General features: G+C 66.6%; 16 protein-coding genes. 4 read left to right on the forward strand and 12 right to left on the reverse strand.

Annotation, left to right across the window (positions count from 1 at the left end; translation table 11 throughout):
- Positions 1–5 precede the first annotated feature (5 nt).
- Genes gspE through AC3A6M_RS09990 form a run of 3 tightly spaced genes read left to right on the forward strand, consistent with a single transcriptional unit; the run spans position 6 to position 3,417 of the window.
- Positions 6–1,433: a type II secretion system ATPase GspE gene (gene gspE, locus AC3A6M_RS09980; protein WP_487852562.1), complete on the forward strand. Its 1,428-nt coding sequence runs from the start codon at positions 6–8 to the stop codon at positions 1,431–1,433.
- On the forward strand, positions 1,433–2,653 hold the full coding sequence (gene gspF, locus AC3A6M_RS09985) for a type II secretion system inner membrane protein GspF (RefSeq protein WP_487852563.1): 1,221 nt from the start codon (positions 1,433–1,435) through the stop codon (positions 2,651–2,653). The genes gspE and gspF overlap by 1 nt, the downstream gene beginning before the upstream one ends.
- Before the next feature lie 23 nt (positions 2,654–2,676).
- A complete protein-coding gene (locus AC3A6M_RS09990) occupies positions 2,677–3,417 on the forward strand; it encodes a type II secretion system protein N (protein ID WP_487852564.1) in 741 nt (246 codons plus the stop codon).
- Between the two features lie 12 nt (positions 3,418–3,429).
- Here the strand turns inward: AC3A6M_RS09990 and AC3A6M_RS09995 are convergent, their stop codons facing one another.
- The 11 genes from AC3A6M_RS09995 to AC3A6M_RS10045 all read right to left on the reverse strand — a co-directional run bounded on the left by AC3A6M_RS09995 (position 3,430) and on the right by AC3A6M_RS10045 (position 14,266).
- Positions 3,430–4,161 carry a helix-turn-helix domain-containing protein gene (locus AC3A6M_RS09995; protein WP_487852565.1) on the reverse strand — a complete coding sequence of 244 codons (732 nt, stop codon included), beginning with the start codon at positions 4,159–4,161 and terminating at the stop codon, positions 3,430–3,432.
- Between the two features lie 71 nt (positions 4,162–4,232).
- Complete coding sequence (locus tag AC3A6M_RS10000; RefSeq protein WP_487852566.1) at positions 4,233–4,427, reverse strand: hypothetical protein; 195 nt, start codon at positions 4,425–4,427, stop codon at positions 4,233–4,235.
- Positions 4,428–4,465: 38 nt separating this feature from the next.
- Positions 4,466–5,800 (reverse strand): ATP-dependent protease ATPase subunit HslU, encoded by a 1,335-nt coding sequence (hslU, locus tag AC3A6M_RS10005; RefSeq protein ID WP_487852619.1) that lies wholly within the window; start codon positions 5,798–5,800, stop codon positions 4,466–4,468.
- 18 nt (positions 5,801–5,818) lie between these two features.
- Positions 5,819–6,355 carry an ATP-dependent protease subunit HslV gene (gene hslV, locus AC3A6M_RS10010; RefSeq protein WP_052234194.1) on the reverse strand — a complete coding sequence of 179 codons (537 nt, stop codon included), beginning with the start codon at positions 6,353–6,355 and terminating at the stop codon, positions 5,819–5,821.
- An 89-nt stretch (positions 6,356–6,444) separates the two neighbouring features.
- Positions 6,445–7,833, reverse strand: a complete 1,389-nt coding sequence (locus AC3A6M_RS10015) for an STAS domain-containing protein (RefSeq protein WP_487852567.1) — start codon at positions 7,831–7,833, stop codon at positions 6,445–6,447.
- Between the two features lie 193 nt (positions 7,834–8,026).
- Positions 8,027–8,479, reverse strand: coding sequence for an RNA polymerase-binding protein DksA (dksA, locus tag AC3A6M_RS10020; protein ID WP_487852568.1), 453 nt, complete (start codon positions 8,477–8,479; stop codon positions 8,027–8,029).
- A gap of 206 nt (positions 8,480–8,685) precedes the next feature.
- Positions 8,686–9,735 carry a CobW family GTP-binding protein gene (locus AC3A6M_RS10025; RefSeq protein WP_487852569.1) on the reverse strand — a complete coding sequence of 350 codons (1,050 nt, stop codon included), beginning with the start codon at positions 9,733–9,735 and terminating at the stop codon, positions 8,686–8,688.
- Positions 9,736–9,864: 129 nt separating this feature from the next.
- Positions 9,865–10,815 carry a tyrosine recombinase XerC gene (gene xerC, locus AC3A6M_RS10030; RefSeq protein ID WP_487852570.1) on the reverse strand — a complete coding sequence of 317 codons (951 nt, stop codon included), beginning with the start codon at positions 10,813–10,815 and terminating at the stop codon, positions 9,865–9,867.
- A gap of 15 nt (positions 10,816–10,830) precedes the next feature.
- Positions 10,831–11,505 (reverse strand): DUF484 family protein, encoded by a 675-nt coding sequence (locus tag AC3A6M_RS10035; RefSeq protein ID WP_487852571.1) that lies wholly within the window; start codon positions 11,503–11,505, stop codon positions 10,831–10,833.
- A gap of 99 nt (positions 11,506–11,604) precedes the next feature.
- Positions 11,605–12,876 (reverse strand): porin, encoded by a 1,272-nt coding sequence (locus AC3A6M_RS10040; RefSeq protein ID WP_487852572.1) that lies wholly within the window; start codon positions 12,874–12,876, stop codon positions 11,605–11,607.
- 298 nt (positions 12,877–13,174) lie between these two features.
- Positions 13,175–14,266, reverse strand: a complete 1,092-nt coding sequence (locus AC3A6M_RS10045; RefSeq protein WP_487852573.1) for a porin — start codon at positions 14,264–14,266, stop codon at positions 13,175–13,177.
- A gap of 462 nt (positions 14,267–14,728) precedes the next feature.
- Here AC3A6M_RS10045 and AC3A6M_RS10050 point away from each other — a divergent pair, with 462 nt between their 5' ends.
- Complete coding sequence (locus tag AC3A6M_RS10050; protein WP_487852574.1) at positions 14,729–16,336, forward strand: tetratricopeptide repeat protein; 1,608 nt, start codon at positions 14,729–14,731, stop codon at positions 16,334–16,336.
- Positions 16,337–16,376: 40 nt separating this feature from the next.
- On the opposite strand, the gene dapF is transcribed toward AC3A6M_RS10050, so the two are convergent.
- On the reverse strand, positions 16,377–17,240 hold the full coding sequence (dapF, locus tag AC3A6M_RS10055) for a diaminopimelate epimerase (protein ID WP_487852575.1): 864 nt from the start codon (positions 17,238–17,240) through the stop codon (positions 16,377–16,379).
- Positions 17,241–17,242: the final 2 nt, after the last annotated feature.

A 17,242-nucleotide genomic window follows, 5' to 3' on the forward strand; every position in this document is an offset into this window, starting at 1 on the left:
ACATCATGAATAACCTGTTGCCCTACGCATTCGCACGCGACTACGGCGTGCTGGCGCGTTCGAACGGCGACCCGTCGCAGGCCGTCGAAGTGCTGGTGTCGAACGCCACCAAGCCGGCCGCGATCGCGGAAGTCTCGCGCCGCTTCGGCCGCATCGCGCTGCGCCGCATGGAACGCGCGGAGCTGGAATCGGCGATCGCCGCCGCCTACGCCAATGCCGGCGGCGACGCGTCCCAGGTGGCCGACGAGTTCGATGCCGACCTGGACCTGACCAAGCTGCTGCAAGACGTGCCGGCGATCGAGGACCTGCTCGAATCGTCCGACGACGCCCCGGTGATCCGCATGATCAACGCGCTGCTGACCCAGTCGCTGCGCGAAGGCGCGTCCGATATCCACATCGAGCCCTTCGAGCAGACCTCGGTGGTGCGCTTCCGCATCGACGGCGCGCTGCGCGACATCGTGCGTCCGCGCAAGGCGATTCACGCGTCGCTGATCTCGCGTATCAAGATCATGAGCCAGCTGGACATCGCCGAGAAACGCCTGCCGCAGGACGGCCGCATCACCCTGCGCGTGGGCGGCAAGCCGGTCGACGTGCGCGTCTCGACCCTGCCGACCGGCCACGGCGAACGCGCGGTGCTGCGTCTGCTCGACAAGGAAGCGGGCCGCCTCGACCTCGGCCACCTCGGCATGAGCACGGACCTGCTGCCGCAGTTCGACAGGATGATCAACCAGCCGCACGGCATCGTGCTGGTGACGGGCCCGACCGGTTCCGGTAAAACCACCACGCTGTACGCCTCGCTGTCGCGCCTGAACGCCAGCACCACCAACATCATGACGGTGGAAGACCCGATCGAATACGACCTGCCCGGCATCGGCCAGACCCAGGTCAATGCCCGTATCGACATGACCTTCGGCAAGGCCCTGCGCGCGATCCTGCGCCAGGACCCGGACGTGATCATGATCGGCGAGATCCGCGACCTCGAAACCGCGCAGATCGCGGTGCAGGCTTCGCTCACCGGCCACCTGGTGCTGGCGACCCTGCATACCAACGATGCGGCCTCGGCCGTGACCCGCTTGCTGGACATGGGCATCGAGCCGTTCCTGCTGTCGTCGTCCCTGCTGGGCGTGATGGCGCAGCGCCTGGTGCGCAAGCTGTGCCCGTACTGCAAGCAGCAGGAAGGCAACGGCCAATGGCGCGCGGTCGGTTGCGACCGCTGCGGCCATACCGGCTTCCACGGCCGGGTCGGCGTCTACGAACTGCTGGAAACGAACGAGCAGATCCGTGCCCAGATCCACAACCAGGTGTCGGAAGCGGAGATCCGCGACACGGCCCTGAAGTGCGGCATGAAGACCATGCGCGAAGACGGCGAACGCTGGGTGGTTGACGGCGTCACCACCGAAGCCGAGCTGGTGCGCGTGACGAAGGCTGACTGATGCCGGCATTCCGCTACGAAGCCGTCGATACCGGCGGCGTCACCCGCAAGGGCGTGCTGAACGCCGACAGCCCGCGCGCCGCGCGCGCCGACCTGCGCCTGCAGGGCCTGACGCCGCTCGCCGTCGAGGCCATCACGGCCCAGGTCGACGAGAGCGGAGCGACGCGCTCGCGCGGCTTCGGCGAGCGCCTGTCCCAGGTCGAGCTGGCCCTGTTCACGCGCCAGCTGGCCAGCCTGCTGGAAGCCGGCCTGCCGCTGGAACAGGCGTTTACTGCCCTGCTGGAACAGGCCGAGCGCGCCTACATGCGCGACCTGATCGCCTCGATCCGTTCCGAGGTGATGGGCGGCGCTTCCTTCTCCAGCGCGCTGTCGCGCCACCCGCGCGACTTCGCCGAAATCTACCGCGCCCTGGTCTCGTCCGGCGAACAGATCGGCCAGCTCGCGCGCGTGCTGGCGCGCCTGGCCGACTACATCGAGCGCCGCAACGCCCTGGTGCAGCGGGTGCGCCTGGCCTTCACCTATCCGGCGATCGTCACCGTGGTTGCGTTCGCGATCGTGATCTTCCTGCTCACCTACGTGGTGCCGCAGATCGTCTCGGTGTTCGCCAACACCAAGCAGAAACTGCCGGTGCTCACCGTGATCATGCTCGGCGTGTCGAACTTTACGCGCGCTTACGGGATCTATGTTGGATTGGCCATCGTCGCAGCCTGGTTCATGTGGCGCCGCGCACTGCAGAATCCCGCGCTCAAGCTGCGCTGGCATGCCTGGCTGCTGGACGCCCCAGTGTACGGCCGCTTCGAGCGCAGCCTGAACACGGCGCGTTTCGCCAGCACGCTGGCGATCACCACCGGTTCCGGGGTGCCCATCCTGCGCGCGCTCGAGACCAGTCGCGACACGCTGTCGAACGTGGCCATGAAAGGCCTGGTCGAACATGCGACCGCCAGCGTACGCGAGGGCGCCAGCCTGGCGCGGGCCCTGTCGGTGCAGAAGTATTTCCCGCCGATGCTGGTGCACATGATCCGCGCCGGCGAGATCACCGGCGAACTGCCGGCCATGCTCGAGCGCGCCGCCGATTCCCAGCAGGCGGACCTGGAGCGCCGCGCACTGACCATCGCCGGCCTGCTCGAGCCGGTGCTGATCCTGGCCATGGGCCTGGTCGTGCTGCTGATCGTGCTGGCGGTGCTGATGCCGATCATTGAAATCAACCAATTAGTGCGGTGATAAGGAAACTGATGGACAAGCGCTTGCCTCTACTTACGAGCCTGTTCGGCGTGATCCTGCTGGCGGGTTCGCTTGCCTACTGGATCCTGCAGCTGTACCAGCCGCCGCAGCGTCCGATCGCCGCGGTGCCGCACACCGGCATGCCGGAACCCGGCATCGATGCCGCCGCCACGCTGTTCGGCGGCCAGGTGGCCACGGCAAGCGCGACCAATTACCAGCTGACCGGCATCGTCGCGGCCGGGCGCGACAGCGTCGCCATCATCGTGGCCGAGGGCTCGCCGCCGAAGGCGCTGAAAGTGGGTAAGGAACTGACGCCGGGCATTACCCTGGCCGAGGTGCATCCGCGTTATGTGATGCTGTCCGACGGCGGCGTCATGAAGCGGCTCGACCTGGCGCCCGACACCAAGCCGGCGGCCCCGATGGGCGGCCCGGCCGTCCAGGGCGCTTCGGTCAACTCTGTCATGCCGGCCACGCTGCCGCCGGGTGCGCCGGTGCCGGAACCGCCGATGTCGCCGGGGGCGGTCGTGCAGCCGCAGCAGGTTCCTCCGGCGGGTCCGGTGTCGCAGTCGTCGACCTTCCCGGACCCGGGCAATCCGGGCCAGGTCAGCGGGCCGCCGGAAGAGCCGGCGCCGGCCACGCCGAACATCGCCGTGCCGAACAACGCGAACAACCCGAACAATCCCGCTCCGGCGCCGGTGCAGATGGCGCCGCCGACCCGTTCGACCGGCAGCCCGGTCAGCGGCCAGGCGCCGACGCGCCAGTAATCCTGTGTCGATTTACCGTCTGAGTGCGGTAAAGGCGGAAAACTCCCACGACCGGAACCCGACCAGCAGGGTAAAACCATCGCGTTCGCGCGGCGCCAGGCGGCGGTCGTTGCGGTGCAGCCGCGCCAGTTCGCCGGCCAGCTGGTAGATTTTTTCCGTGAGTTCGCCGGCGCTCGCCAGCGACAGCCTGGCCGGCAGGCACATCAGCGCTTCCCCCGGGCCGTCGAAGCGGCCATCGAAATAATCTCCCACCACATGCTCGCGGAAGTAGCGCTGTACCGGGCCGTCCGGCAGCCAGCGGAAGGCGTTCGAGACGCGCAGGCTGTAGCGGTTCAGGGGCTTGAGCTCGATCAGGCAGAGCCGGTCCAGTTCGGCCAGCAGGCCGATGCATTCCGGTTCGCTCAGGCGGTAGGTTTCGAGGATCTGTTCCAGGCTCCAGTGCCCGAGGCAGCAGATCGCCACCAGCAGCAGGCGCGGGTTGGCGACCAGCGAGGTTTCCTGGGGCAGGGTGAGGGTGTCGGCCTGGGGCCGGGCATCGGCCGCGCGGCGCAGCACGTCTTCCAGGTGGATGCCGGCGGCCTGGCAGATCTGGGCCAGGCGCGACAAGGTCATGTCCTTCTGGCCGAACATGCGCTTGATGCTCGATTCGCTCATGGCGATGCGGTCGGCCAGCATTTTATAGGTGATGCCTGCGGCGCGCAGTTCGGCGCGGAGGACGTCCAGAACCATGTCGGGGGAGCTCATGGGTTCTGACTTTACAGAAGAAAAAGCGAGTCTTCAATGAAAAAACGCCGGCACGGGCCGGCGTCTTTGCCTTATTCGTCGTCCGCTTCCAGCTTGACCTTTTTCAGCGCGCGCTTGGCGGCCTGCCGCTCGCTGGAGAGCGGCTTCGCATGCGAGCCGGCCGCGCGCTGCCTGGCGAAGCCGGCAAAGGGATTGCGTGGCTTGAGCGGCGCCGGTGTGACGCGCAGCATCATCTTCTGCCGGGTTGCCAGCGCCTTGTTTGCCATCTTCGCTCCTTTCGATGCGGGTGATTACAGCACCTCAGTTACAACACATACCGCGACAGGTCTTCGTTGACCGCCAGCTTGTCGAGCCGCTCGTTGACGTAGGCGGCATCGATGACCAGTTTCTCGCCCGACTTGTCGGTGGCCGAGTACGAGATCTCCTCGAGCAGCTTTTCCATCACCGTGTACAGGCGGCGCGCGCCGATGTTCTCGGTACGCTCGTTGACGGAAAAGGCGATCTCGGCCAGGCGGTGGATGCCCTCCGGCGCGAACTCCAGCGTCACGCCCTCGGTCGCCAGCAAGGCTTCGTACTGCTTGGTCAGGCTGGCGTCGGTCGAGGTCAGGATGCTCTTGAAGTCGTCGACCGACAGCGCTTCCAGTTCGACGCGGATCGGGAAGCGGCCCTGCAGTTCCGGGATCAGGTCCGACGGTTTCGACAGGTGGAAGGCGCCCGAGGCGATGAACAGGATGTGGTCGGTCTTGATCATGCCATATTTCGTGTTCACGGTCGTGCCCTCGACCAGCGGCAGCAGGTCGCGCTGCACGCCGGCGCGCGAGACGTCGGCCCCGCCGTGCTCCGAGCGCGAAGCGATCTTGTCGACCTCGTCCAGGAACACGATGCCGTTCTGCTCGACGTTCTGGATCGCCTTCTGCTTCATCTCGTCTTCGTTGACGAGCTTGGCGGCTTCCTCGTCGATCAGGATCTTCATCGCGTCCTTGACCTTCATCTTGCGCGCCTTCTTGCGGGCCGCGCCGACGCCGGCGAACATCGACTTGATCTGTTCGGTCATTTCTTCCATGCCCGGCGGCGCCATGATGTCGACCTGGGGCGCGGCGTCGGCCACTTCGATCTCGATTTCCTTGTCGTCGAGGGCGCCTTCGCGCAGGCGCTTGCGGAAGGTCTGGCGGGTGGTGTCGCCGTCCTTCGATTCGGTGCTGCTGACGTTGAAGCCGAAGTCGCGCGCCGGCGGCACCAGGATGTCGATGACGCGGTCTTCGGCGGCGTCCTCGGCGCGCTGGCGGTTCTTCTTCATCTCGCTGGCGCGGGTCTGCTTGACGCCGATGTCGATCAGGTCGCGGATGATGGTGTCGACGTCGCGGCCGACATAGCCGACTTCGGTGAACTTGGTCGCCTCGACCTTGATGAAGGGCGCATCCGCCAGCTTGGCCAGGCGGCGCGCGATCTCGGTCTTGCCGACGCCGGTCGGGCCGATCATCAGGATGTTCTTCGGCGTGATCTCATGGCGCAAGGGCTCTTCCACCTGCTGGCGGCGCCAGCGGTTGCGCAGGGCGATCGCCACCGCGCGCTTGGCCTTGCTCTGGCCGACCACGTGTTTGTCGAGTTCCGAAACGATTTCGGAGGGAATCATGTTCATGTGTTGATTGTTCATTGCTCAGTCCAGCGTCTCGACGATGTGGGACATGTTCGTATAGATGCACAGCTCGCCGGCGATGGTGAGCGCCTTCTTGACGACTTCAGCCGGGGCCATATCGGTGTTTTCCTGCAGCGCCTTGGCGGCCGACTGCGCATACACGCCGCCCGAGCCGATCGCGCCGATGCCGTCCTCCGGCTCGAGCACGTCGCCGTTGCCGGTGATGATCAGGGTCTTCTCGCGGTCGGCCACCAGCAGCATCGCTTCCAGGCGGCGCAGGATGCGGTCGGTGCGCCAGTCCTTGGCCAGTTCGACCGAGGCGCGCAGCAGGTTGCCCTGGTGCTTTTCCAGTTTGGCTTCGAAGCGGTCGAGCAGGGTGAAGGCATCCGCGGTGCCGCCGGCGAAGCCGCACAGCACCTTGCCCTGGTACAGCTTGCGCACCTTGCGCGCCGAGCCCTTCATGACGACATTGCCGAGCGTGACCTGGCCGTCGCCGCCGAGTGCGACCTGTTCGCCGCGCCGCACGCTCACAATGGTCGTGCCGTGAAATTGTTCCATAGTTGCCTCGTGGTTGATTGCTCACCAAACGTGGGGACCGTTCACACAATTACAAGGCATAAAGCCGAGTCCGGCGGCGCCTTGGCTGTTCAATACTTGTGGGCGTACAGACGCGCGTATTCGCCCACGCCGAGCAGGCGCAGCAGGGCGGCGACGAGGTGGTTCAGGTCGCGCAGCTCGATGCCGCGTTTTTCTCCGCTGGCGCCGGCGTCGCCGGCCAGCTGGCGCAGGCGCGCGCCGAGGGCGGTGGCCGCCGCGTAGTCGATACGCGCCAGGCGCGAGCAGTCCAGCACCAGGGAAGCGTGCTGGGCGGCGTAGGCATCGATCGCCTCCAGCAGCGCCGCGCTGCCGCCTTCGACCAGGCCCGGCAGCAGGAACCGGTCGCCGGCGGCCGCACCGCCGCCGGCAGCCGCGCTCACGCTCACGGCGGCGCGTGCCGGCGCTTCGAACGAGGGCGGCGAGACCTCGAAGGTGACGCAATAATCCATCGCGGTCTCTTCGAAATCCTTTTCGCGGTTCATCAGGAGCAGCAGTTCGAGCAGCAGCAGCCAGGGCGCTTCGCCGGCCCCGCGTTCGCCGATCGCCAGCATCGGGCGCAGCACGCCGATCAGGTGGTCGGCGCCGGCCACGACCAGTTCGCGGCCCGTGCGGCGCAGGCTTTGCAAGGCTTCGAGCAGGACCGCGCAGCCTTCCGGCGTGGCCGAGCCGACCGTGCTGAACTCCAGGCGCACCAGCGGCCAGTTGGACGCCAGCACGCGCGCCAGCTGCGCGCCGATGGTGGCGTCGAGCTGGCCCGACAGGGTCGCGGTCGGGGTCACGCCGGCATAGGGCTGGCCGGCCGACTGTGCCGCCAGCGGCGCATGCGGCGGCGAATATGCCGGCGGCGAGGTCTCGAAATGGCTGGCGTAGTCGATCGCGATGCTCTCGAACTCGGGCTCGCGGCCCGTCACCTGGTAGAGGTCGAACAGCATCCACCAGGGCTGGCGCTCGCTGCGGCTGGGGCCGACCAGGCAAGCCCGCAAGGCCTGTTCGGCGGCATCGAGCTGGCCGTTGGCGTAGAGGATCGCGGCTTCCTCGACCGCCGGCGCGCTGGACGGCGCCACGGCGTCGTCCGGCATGCCTTCCTCCACCAGCAGGTCGGCCGTGTTCAGGTCGGCAAGCGGGGTGCTGGGGACGCCCGAAGCGACGGCCGGGGCGCGCCGGTTGCCGGCCCAGGCATGGTCGTCGAAGATATCGGCCGCCATCTCCAGCTCGATCTCGTCGATCTTGGCGGCGGTCGCGCGCGCGATCTCGCGCTGGCGCTCGCGCTCGGCTTCGGTGTCGAGCGGCATGCGGGTAGTGGGGGCGAAAGCGCTGGCGGGACCGGAGATGTCACAAACGCGCATGTCGCCGACGCGCATGTCGCCAGCGCGCGGACGTGCGCCGGCCCGCGCCTCGGGCGCTTCGTTCTTTTTCTTCAGGAAGGAAAAGAGTCCCACGTCGGTCCTTGTCTACCGTTTTTCACCGGTCGAGACAGTAGCACGGCGGCCCGCGGCACGTGGCGCGCACGCCTGAGCTGCGTCAATCGACAGGCTGGCCGACGCTAGTGTATCCCAAGGGAAATTTATTTGTAGCGCAAATAAAAAAAGCATGCGATCGACGCATGCTTTTTTCGGTGAGGCCTGTCACGGTTCAATCGCCGTACAGTTTTTGCTTCAGTTCACGGCGCTGTTGCGCTTCCAGCGACAGCGTCGCGGTCGGGCGCGCGATCAGGCGCGGAATGCCGATCGGCTCGCCGGTTTCTTCGCACCAGCCATATTCGCCGGCTTCGATCGCCGCCAGCGACTGCTGGACTTTCTTGAGCAGCTTGCGTTCGCGGTCGCGGGTGCGCAGTTCCAGCGCGTGCTCTTCCTCGATCGTGGCGCGGTCGGCCGGGTCCGGCACCAGGACCGTCTCGCGCAGGTGCTCTGTAGTCTCGCCGGCGTTTTTCAGCAGTTCCTTCTCGAGTTCTTGCAGGCGGTTCTTGAAGAACGCCAGCTGGGCCGGGTTCATGTAGTCGTCGTCGCCCATCGCCCGAATCTCTTCTTCCGTCAGGAGGCGGTCTTCGGGCTGCGCCACGGTATTCGGTTTCGTTGTTTTAGTCATGACTTCACTTACCTTTGATACGACAGAGTTTCCATTTTATCAGCTTACTCAGCGGTTACAATTATTGCAAGGTGCGCGCGCTGGTTCGCTGCCGTGACGGCAGGGTTGATCCCTGCCTGTCCCGCTGCGTCGCGGGACTGTTCAGTCGTTCAACTACCGGCTTGCACCGTCAGGCTGCCTGACGTGCAATACAGAACCGGAGTAGTTTATACCAAACATTGTTCCAAGCCGCGGATAAACACGTCTTTTGGTAAATTTTTACCAATAAAGACCATCTTGCTCCCGCGCGGTTCCTGATCGCCCCACTTTGCACCCAGGTCGCTGCCCATGATTTGATGCACGCCCTGGAACACCACCTTGCGATCCGCCCCTGCCATCGACAGTACACCTTTATAGCGCAGCATGTTCGGTCCGAAGACTTGCACCATGCTGCCGAGGAACTGGTCGAGGCGTTCCGGATCGAACGCGCGCTCGCTCTTGAACACGAAGGCGGCGATGTCGTCGCTGTGGTGGCTGTGGTGGTGGTCGTGGCTGTGGTCGCAGGCTTCGGTGTGCACATGCTCATGATCGTGGTCGTGGTCATGATCATGCGCCTCGTCGGCGGTCAGGAAGGCCGGGTCGAGCTCGAGCTTGTCGTTCAGGTTGAAGCCGCGCAGGTCGAGCACTTCCTGGATCGGCGCGCGGCCGAAGTCCGAGGTGCTGATCGGCGCACGCGGATTGATGCGGCGGATGCGCGCCTTGAGTTCCTCGACCGCGGCGGCGTCGACCAGGTCGGTCTTGGACAGCAGGATCTTGTCCGCGAAACCGACCTGGCGCTGGGCTTCCTCGTGGCGGTCCAGCTGGTCCATGCCATGACGGGCGTCGACCACGGTGACGACGGCGTCGAGCAGATAGTGAGCGCCTACTTCCTCGTCGATGAAGAAGGTCTGCGCCACCGGGCCGGGGTTGGCCAGGCCCGTGGTTTCGATGACGACGCGGTCGAACTGCAGTTCGCCGGCGTCGCGCTTGCGCGCCAGGTTGCCGAGGGCAATGATCAGGTCCCCGCGCACGGTGCAGCAGATGCAGCCGTTGTTCATCTCGACGATCTGCTCGCTGGAATCCTGCACCAGGATCTCGTTGTCGATGTTTTCCTGGCCGAACTCGTTTTCGATCACGGCGATGCGCATGCCGTGGTTTTCCTGCAGGATGCGGTTGAGCAGCGTGGTTTTGCCGGCGCCGAGGAAGCCGGTCAGGATGGTGCTGGGGATCAATTCCATAATTCGCTATCCGATCAAAGTGGGGCCTGTCGGCCGCCGAGAATCGGGGGATTATGCCGGAATTTACGAAATGTCACCACCGGCCACGGTCGCGTGTGCGCAGGTCGTTTGATCGGTGCGTGCGAGTCGTTACTTGCGTTTGGCGCGCGGATGGGCCTTGTCGTAGACCGCCGCCAGGTGCTGGAAGTCGAGCGAGGTATAGATCTGGGTCGAGGTGATGCTGGCGTGGCCCAGCAGTTCCTGCACCGCGCGCAGATCGCCCGAGGACTGCAGCAGGTGCGAAGCGAAGGAGTGGCGCAGCACGTGCGGGTGCACATGGACCGGCAGCCCGGCCTTCAGGGCGTAGTTCTTGAGGCGGTGCTGGACCACGCGCGGGCTGACGCGGGCGCCGCGCGCCGACAGGAACAGGGCGTTGCTGCCGTCGCTGCTCGGCGGACGCACCGCCAGCCAGGCTGCGATCGCCTCGAGCGCCGGGCCGCCGACCGGCACCCGCCGCATCTTGTTGCCCTTGCCGGTGACCACGACTTCCCGCGCTTCGCGCTCCAGCCAGCCCGTCGATGCGGGCGCGCCATCGCTGGCCGGCAAGAAGCCGACGTCCAGGCCGGCCAGTTCCGACACCCGCAGGCCGCTCGAATACAGCAGTTCGAACATCGCGCGGTCGCACAGCTCGGCCGGCTCGGGGTGGCCATGGCGGTTCGCTTCCATCAGGCGCACGGCGTCATCGACGGGCAGGGCCTTCGGCAGGCGCTTGGCGCGGCGCGGCGCGCGCACGCCGTCGACCGGGTTCGCGGCCAGGGCCGTGTGGCGCGCCAGCCAGTTGAAGAAGCCGCGCCAGCCGGACAGCTTGCGCGCGATCGAGGTCGCGCTCTGGCCTTCAGCGTGCAATTTGGCGGCGAAGCGGCGGATCTCGAAGTGGGTCAGCCGCGTCCAGTCGGTATGGCCGGCCAAGGTGGAGCTGAATGCGGCCAGCTCCCCGAGGTCGCGCGCATAGGCGGCGATGGTATGCCCGGAAAGCTTGCGCTGGGTGCGCAGCTCGGCCAGGTAGCGGCCGGTCCAGTCGTCGGCGGCCGGGGTGTCCATCGTCGGGCTCTTACCTCAGGCGCGCAGCGGGATCAGCGCGGCGCTGGCCGTCTCGCCGATGTGGACCAGAAAGTCGGTCGCCATGCTGGCGCTGAAGCGCTCCGGATCGGGCGAACCGAGCACCAGCAAACCGAAGGCCGAGCCGGCGGCGCGCAGCGGCACCAGCACGGTCGAGCGTACCGACGCGCTGTCCTCGAGCCAGCGCACGGCGTCGAAATCGCGGTTCGGGCCGCAATAGGGCGCGCGCAGGCTGTTGGCGAACAGGCGGACGTCGTCGGAAACGTCGCTCGCATACCACTCGGTTGCATGTTCCGGCGCCAGGTTCCACAGGCGCAGGGTTGCCTGCGGCACCATGAAATGCTGGATCAGCCCGTCGACCACGGCGCGCGGCATCGCGGCCGGCGCTTCGTCCGGTGCGCCGGCTTCCAGCAGTTGGCGGGTCCAGCCGTGGAAGCGGTTGGCGATCGCCGCGTTTTCCTCGGCATGGCGCATCAGCTCGGCCATGCGCAGCTCCAGCGCCTTGTACTTGTCGCGCATCACTTCCATTTGCCGTTCCTGCAGCGAGACGGCACGGCCGGTCAGCGGGCTCGACAGTTTTACCTCGCCCAGCAGGCCGGCATGTTCTTCAAAAAACTGCGGGTGGTCGACCAGGTATTGGGCGATGGCGGCGGAATCCAGTGGGGCGGTCATTGCAAGGCTTGCGAAATAGGTAGACCGCTAATTTTAACCGACTGCAACCGCTGTCAGTATATAAAGATGGCCGGGCCCATCGCCGCCGTGGCGCCGATGTCAGAAGCGGTGGCGTACCCCCAGCTGGAAGGCGCGCCCATCCACGCCGGGCGCGGGCGTGAAGCCGCCGGGAGCGCCCGCCGTCGCCGGACTGTACTGGGCCTCCTTGTCGTTCTTGATGTAGGAGGCGACGGCGTAGATGTCGGTGCGCTTCGACAGGAAGTAGTTGTAGCCGAGCGCGAACAGGGTGGCGTCGCTGTCGGACGGCGTGCGGTCGTTCTGGCGCGCGACGGATGCCAGGATGCGGCCGGGACCGACGCGGTACTGCGCCCCGACCTGGACGCTGACGGCATCCTGCTGGCTGTTGATGGTGATGTTGGTGACGAACACCGCGCGCAGGGCGGCCGCGGTCGCCGGGCCCAGCGGCGCGAGCTGGGGCGCGATCAGGGCGTCCCAGCCGCCGATATAGGTGGGCAGCAGGGCCGAATGGCGGTTGCGCTGGTCGTGCCAGCCGGCGAAGAACTTCCAGTCGTTCCAGGCATAGGAACCGCCGACGGTGGTGGTGCGCAGGCTGGGCGCGCCGGCCGGATCGTAGGCATGGTTGTGGCCGATGCCGACATCCCAGCCGTGCGCCTTGTAGGTGATGGCGGCGCCCCAGAACTTGTTGTACAGGCCGAGGTAGCCCGAACCCCTGCCGGCGACCATCAGCGAACCGCCGAACCCGGACGGCAGGGCGATCCGGTACTGCAGCGCGCGCTGCGAACGGATGTCGGCGCCCAGCGCCTGGAAGCCGGCGGTGCCGCCGGTCACGCTGCCCCAGGTGCCGCCGGTGCCGACTTCGAAGGTGTCGGCTGCCGCGAACACTTCGTAGCCCGGCGTGTACATGCGCCCGGCCAGGACCGCGCCCACCGGGGTGACCAGGCCGACCATGGCGGTACGGTCGAACAGGGCGTTTTCCGGATTGACGGCCGGACCGCCGCGCGGCTGCAGGGCGCTGCGCACGGCGGCGAGCAGATTGGGCGGCAGGGCGTCCATGCCGCGCGTCAGGTAGAAACCCTGGTTCTCGTTGACCAGCGTCGGTTGCTGTTTGCCGGTGTCGAACTCGATCCGCGCTTCCAGGTCGAACACGGCCTTCATGCCCCCGCCGAGGTCTTCGCTGCCCTTGACGCCGAGGCGCGAGCCGTCGGCGCCGCCGCTGATGACCTTGGGCGACGAACCGCGCTGCCACATCAGGCCTGCGTCGGCGATACCGTAGAGCTGAACGCTGGACTGGGCCAGCGCGAGGGTCGGAAAACAGGCGCCGGCGAGCGCGCCCAGCACAATCTTCTTCATGGCATCTCCCTGGCAAATCGGATCGTTCAGCGCGCCTGGCAACACCTGCACGACGGCCTGGCATCGTCTCGCCGCACCTGGCGTACTGTCTTCGACGAAGCGCCTTGCCTGAAGGTTTTGTCAGACGCGCTGACATTGGATGCTCATCAATTCGCGCAGGCTGGTTTGGCTCAGCCGCGTAGGCGTTGCGCGAATCGCACAAGGCCTGGATGCAACAAGGGCGGACCTGGTTGCCCAGGCCCGCCCTTGCGGACTTCTTGCTGAACGGGGCGAACCCCGCTCAGTCAGAAAATGCTGCTTAGAACGAGTGGTTCACGCCGACGTCGAAGTGGTTGACGGTCGGGGTGTTCGCCAGGTTGCCGGTGCTCTGGCTGAAGATGTTCTTCTTGCGCGATGCGTCGACGTACACGTAGGTACGCTTCGACAGGCTGTACTCATAGCCCAGCGAGTACTGGCGGGTGAACAGGTCGTGCAGGCGGACGTTCTCTTCCTGCTGCTTGATACCGAAGCCGGCCAGCACCTTGCCCGGGCCCATGGCGTAGGTCGCACCGATCACGGCGCCCTTGATGGTCGGACGCTGGGTGTTGGTGTGCTCCTGGCTCTGGCGCGAGTAGGTACCCATCAGTTTCAGTTCCGGGGTCACGGCGAACGAACCGGCGATCGACCAGACTTTGCTTTCGATGGCGTTACGCTCGTAAGCCAGCATTGCGGCGGCCGGACCGTTGTTGTAGGTGGCAGCCACCGAGAACGGGTTGACCGTGCCTTCTGCGCCCGAAGCGTAGGAAGCTGCGCCAGCGCCGACGCCGGTGATGGTTGCGCCGCCCGACAGGCCTTCCTTGGTTGCGATGGCAGCGTTCACCTGGAAGCCGCTCACGACCGGCGAGTTGTAGAAGAAGGCGTTCGAGTAACGGTTGTTGCTCTGGCCCGAACCGGTAGCATTGCTGCCCGGATCCAGCGGGGTCGAGTTGAAGCCGGCGATGCTGATGTCGGTATAGAAGCCGGCTTGGCTCGGCAGGCCGTGCCACGGTTCGAACGAACCGACGACTTCCTGGAACGGGGTCAGGCCACGGCCCAGGCGGATCATACCGAAGTCACCCTGCAGGCCGACGCGGCTCTGGCCCTGGAACAGCGGACGGGTGTTGTTTTCGACGGTGCCGGTGTCCGGCTCGTAGCGCATTTCGATCTGGAACAGCGCTTTCAGGCCGTTGCCCAGGTCTTCGGTGCCCTTGAAGCCCAGGGTGTTCGAAGCGCGCTTGCCGATGGCCAGGGTCTGGTCGGTACGCTTGACCAGGCCGGCGTCGATGTTGCCGTAGATTTGCACGGCGGTTTGCGCTTGCGCCACACCGGCGAATGCGCCCAGCAGAGCGACTGCTACGAGTGATTTTTTCATCTATTTGTATCCTTATAAAGTGAATCGCAGGAATCCAGAGAGCATTGAGACTTGTTCTTGTTGCTGAACGCTCGGATGAGTGAACCTTAAATGCTGAACGCGTCAAGGTTGTCGGATTAGTCAATTATGACTGTTTCACTTGGTGGAAAGCCAATAAAACCAATCGTGCTGTTGTATTTTCGAAACGGCTTGGCTGATTCACCAAGGAAATCTTAAGCCTTGTTTAAGTTTCCGTGCGTCATCATACCAGCCCCGCGCGGGATGTAACATTTGTGCAGCCTCAAATGCATATGGAATCGCAGGCGAATCGCCCCTGAGCCGGCTATAGACTCTGCCCCATCCGACAACCGCACGGTGGATCGGGCTTGGCGGCCTCATCCATCAGCATGCATCGCGATGTGCGTGCTTCTGCATGCATCCGCGGCGGTGTCTCCACTACCGACACGAAGTCGACAATCAGCGATGGCAAACCGCGAAGAGTTAGCAATCATCCGTGGCGCGCGCGCCGGCCGGGCCGAGTCCCAGCTGCAGCTCGGCCGGCTCTACCTGTTCGGCAGCACCGGCCTGCCGAAGAGCCTGCCCACGGCCCTGCACTGGCTGGACCGTGCGGCCCGGCAAGGTTGCGCTGAGGCATGGCAACTGATCGGCAACCATATTCCCCTCGACCTGGCCCGGCAGAGCCCGCAGTCCGTGACCTGCTGGTACGAGCGCGCCTACGATGGCGGCCTGGCCCGGGCCGGCCTGGTCTATGCACAGCTGGTGCTGGGCGGCGAGCGTGTGGCGCCGGGACAACGCGCCAAGGCCTTGCGGGCGCTCGAAGACGCCGGCCGCGGCGGCTTTCCCGAAGCGCAGTGGCTGCTGGCGCGCGAACACGGGGCCGCGCCGCCGCGCCCGGGCGCCGCCCCGGCCGCCGCGAGCCCGGCAGAGCATGGCGCGGCCGCCGACCGCATCGACCCGAGCGCGCTGCGCGCCGGCATGCCGGACCGCGCCGGCCAGCGCTGGCTGCGCCGCGCCGCCGACAATGGCGTCACCCCGGCCCAGTTCGCGTTGCTGGAACAGGAATGGGAAGCCGGCAATCACCCGTCCTATCTCGCGCGCGCCCTGCCGATGGCGCGCTCGCTGGCCCATTCCGAGGTGGCGCAGGGCCGCGCCTGCGCGCGCCTGGCGCCGGACGAGGTGACCCTGCTGTCGCGCTGCGCCCGGCTGGTGGAGGAGGGCGGCGCCGCCCACGACGTCACGCAGGACGAATTGCATGCGTTCTGGGAAATGGCCGCCGCCGAGCAGGACCGCTACGCCCAGTTCGCCCTGGGACTATGGTGCGCGCGCATGCGCATCGACGGTCGCCGTCTGCCGGGCAGCAGCGGCGCGGCCAATTTCAAGAAGGCGGTGCGCTGGCTGGTACAGGCCGGCGAGCAGGGGCTGGCCGAAGCCTGGTACGCGCTGTCGCGCATCTATGTGAAGCCGGAGTTTTCCCAGCGCAACGTGATCGAGGCCCAGAAATACCTCGAGCACGCCGCCGAACTCGGCTACCGCGATGCCCAGCTGGAGTGCGGAAATGCCGCCTGGCGCGCGCGCCGCGAGAACGAGAACAACGATGTGCGCGCCGTGTTCTGGCTGCAGAAGGCGGCCGCGCAGGGCTGCCCGAAGGCGGTGGCGATGCTGCGCAAGATCGCGCCGCGCAGCCCCGGCGCCTGGCCTGGCCTGGAGGGGCTGCTGTCCGGGCGCGACCTGTCGGAATATCCCTTGCTGGCGGCGCGCCTCGAGCTGGCCCTGGCGTTCGGCCTGAGCCGTGCCGAGGCACTGCTGCTGGACCTCGGGAATGCCGACCGCGGACACTGCCTGGTGGTCGATATCCGCGCCAGCTATGGGCGCAGCCGGCGCCGCCTGGTGCCGGTGGAAACGGCGCAGGAGCGCCAATTGCTCGACCGTACCTTGCGCCTGTTCGAGAACGTCGATTGCGGCCCGGCTGGGCCGGAAGGCAATTACCGCCAGCGCCTGTACCGCCTGCGGACCCTGTTGCCCGAGGCGGGCGGGCCGGATGCCCCTCTGGACCTCGACCTGGCGGCCTGATCCCGCCCGGGCTCGTGGCGAGCGCAGGCGCCGGGCAGGATCAGAGCGTGACTTCGCCTTCGAACACGGTCTCGGCGGGGCCGCTCAGGTAGACCGGCTGGCCTTCGCCGGCCCAGGCGATGCTCAGGCGGCCGCCGCGCGCCTCGACCTGTACCGGCGAGTCCAGCAGGCCGCGCCGGATGCCGGCCACCACCGCCGCGCAGGCGCCGGTGCCGCAGGCCAGGGTTTCGCCGGCGCCGCGCTCGAACACGCGCAGCTTCACGTGGCCGCGGTCCAGCACCTGCAGGTAGCCGGCATTGACCCGTTTCGGGAAGCGCGGGTGGTGTTCGATCTGCGGGCCGGTCTCCGCGACCGGGGCGGTATCGACGTCGTCGACCACCTGCACGGCATGCGGATTGCCCATCGAGACGGTCGACACCAGCACGGTCTGCTCCGCGCCGCGCGCGCGCACCGTGATCGGCCAGAGCGTGTCGCGGCCCTGCGGCACGCCGTCCAGGCCATTGCTGTCGAACGGCACCCGGGCCGGCTCCAGGACCGGCGCACCCATGTCGACCGTCACGCTGCCATCGTCTTCCAGGCGCGGCGTGATGATGCCGGCCATGGTCTGCACACGGATGCTGCGCTTATCGGTCAGGCCCTTGTCGCTGACGAAGCGCACGAAGGCGCGCGAGCCGTTGCCGCACTGTTCGACCTCGCCGCCGTCGTTGTTGAAGATGCGGTAGCGGAAATCGCAACCTGCCTCGCCGGGGCGTTCGACGACCAGGATCTGGTCGGCGCCGATGCCGAAGCGGCGGTCGGCCAGGCGGGCCCACTGGTCAGGCGTCAGGTCGACCTGCTGGTTGATGGCGTCGACGACGATGAAGTCGTTGCCGGCGCCGTGCATCTTGGTGAATTTCAGTTTCATAT

It is taken from the genome of Telluria sp. Soil_C_11, from assembly GCF_057657395.1.

Coding starts and splice junctions, on each gene's coding strand:
- hslU (WP_487852619.1), bottom strand. CDS start 5,800: ATGAACATGATTCCCTCCGAAATCGTTTCGGAACTCGACAAACACGTG.
- dksA (WP_487852568.1), bottom strand. CDS start 8,479: ATGACTAAAACAACGAAACCGAATACCGTGGCGCAGCCCGAAGACCGC.
- AC3A6M_RS10040 (WP_487852572.1), bottom strand. CDS start 12,876: ATGAAGAAGATTGTGCTGGGCGCGCTCGCCGGCGCCTGTTTTCCGACC.
- dapF (WP_487852575.1), bottom strand. CDS start 17,240: ATGAAACTGAAATTCACCAAGATGCACGGCGCCGGCAACGACTTCATC.
- gspE (WP_487852562.1), top strand. CDS start 6: ATGAATAACCTGTTGCCCTACGCATTCGCACGCGACTACGGCGTGCTG.
- gspF (WP_487852563.1), top strand. CDS start 1,433: ATGCCGGCATTCCGCTACGAAGCCGTCGATACCGGCGGCGTCACCCGC.
- AC3A6M_RS10035 (WP_487852571.1), bottom strand. CDS start 11,505: ATGACCGCCCCACTGGATTCCGCCGCCATCGCCCAATACCTGGTCGAC.
- AC3A6M_RS10000 (WP_487852566.1), bottom strand. CDS start 4,427: ATGGCAAACAAGGCGCTGGCAACCCGGCAGAAGATGATGCTGCGCGTC.
- AC3A6M_RS10045 (WP_487852573.1), bottom strand. CDS start 14,266: ATGAAAAAATCACTCGTAGCAGTCGCTCTGCTGGGCGCATTCGCCGGT.
- AC3A6M_RS10050 (WP_487852574.1), top strand. CDS start 14,729: ATGGCAAACCGCGAAGAGTTAGCAATCATCCGTGGCGCGCGCGCCGGC.
- xerC (WP_487852570.1), bottom strand. CDS start 10,815: ATGGACACCCCGGCCGCCGACGACTGGACCGGCCGCTACCTGGCCGAG.
- hslV (WP_052234194.1), bottom strand. CDS start 6,355: ATGGAACAATTTCACGGCACGACCATTGTGAGCGTGCGGCGCGGCGAA.
- AC3A6M_RS09995 (WP_487852565.1), bottom strand. CDS start 4,161: ATGAGCTCCCCCGACATGGTTCTGGACGTCCTCCGCGCCGAACTGCGC.
- AC3A6M_RS10025 (WP_487852569.1), bottom strand. CDS start 9,735: ATGGAATTGATCCCCAGCACCATCCTGACCGGCTTCCTCGGCGCCGGC.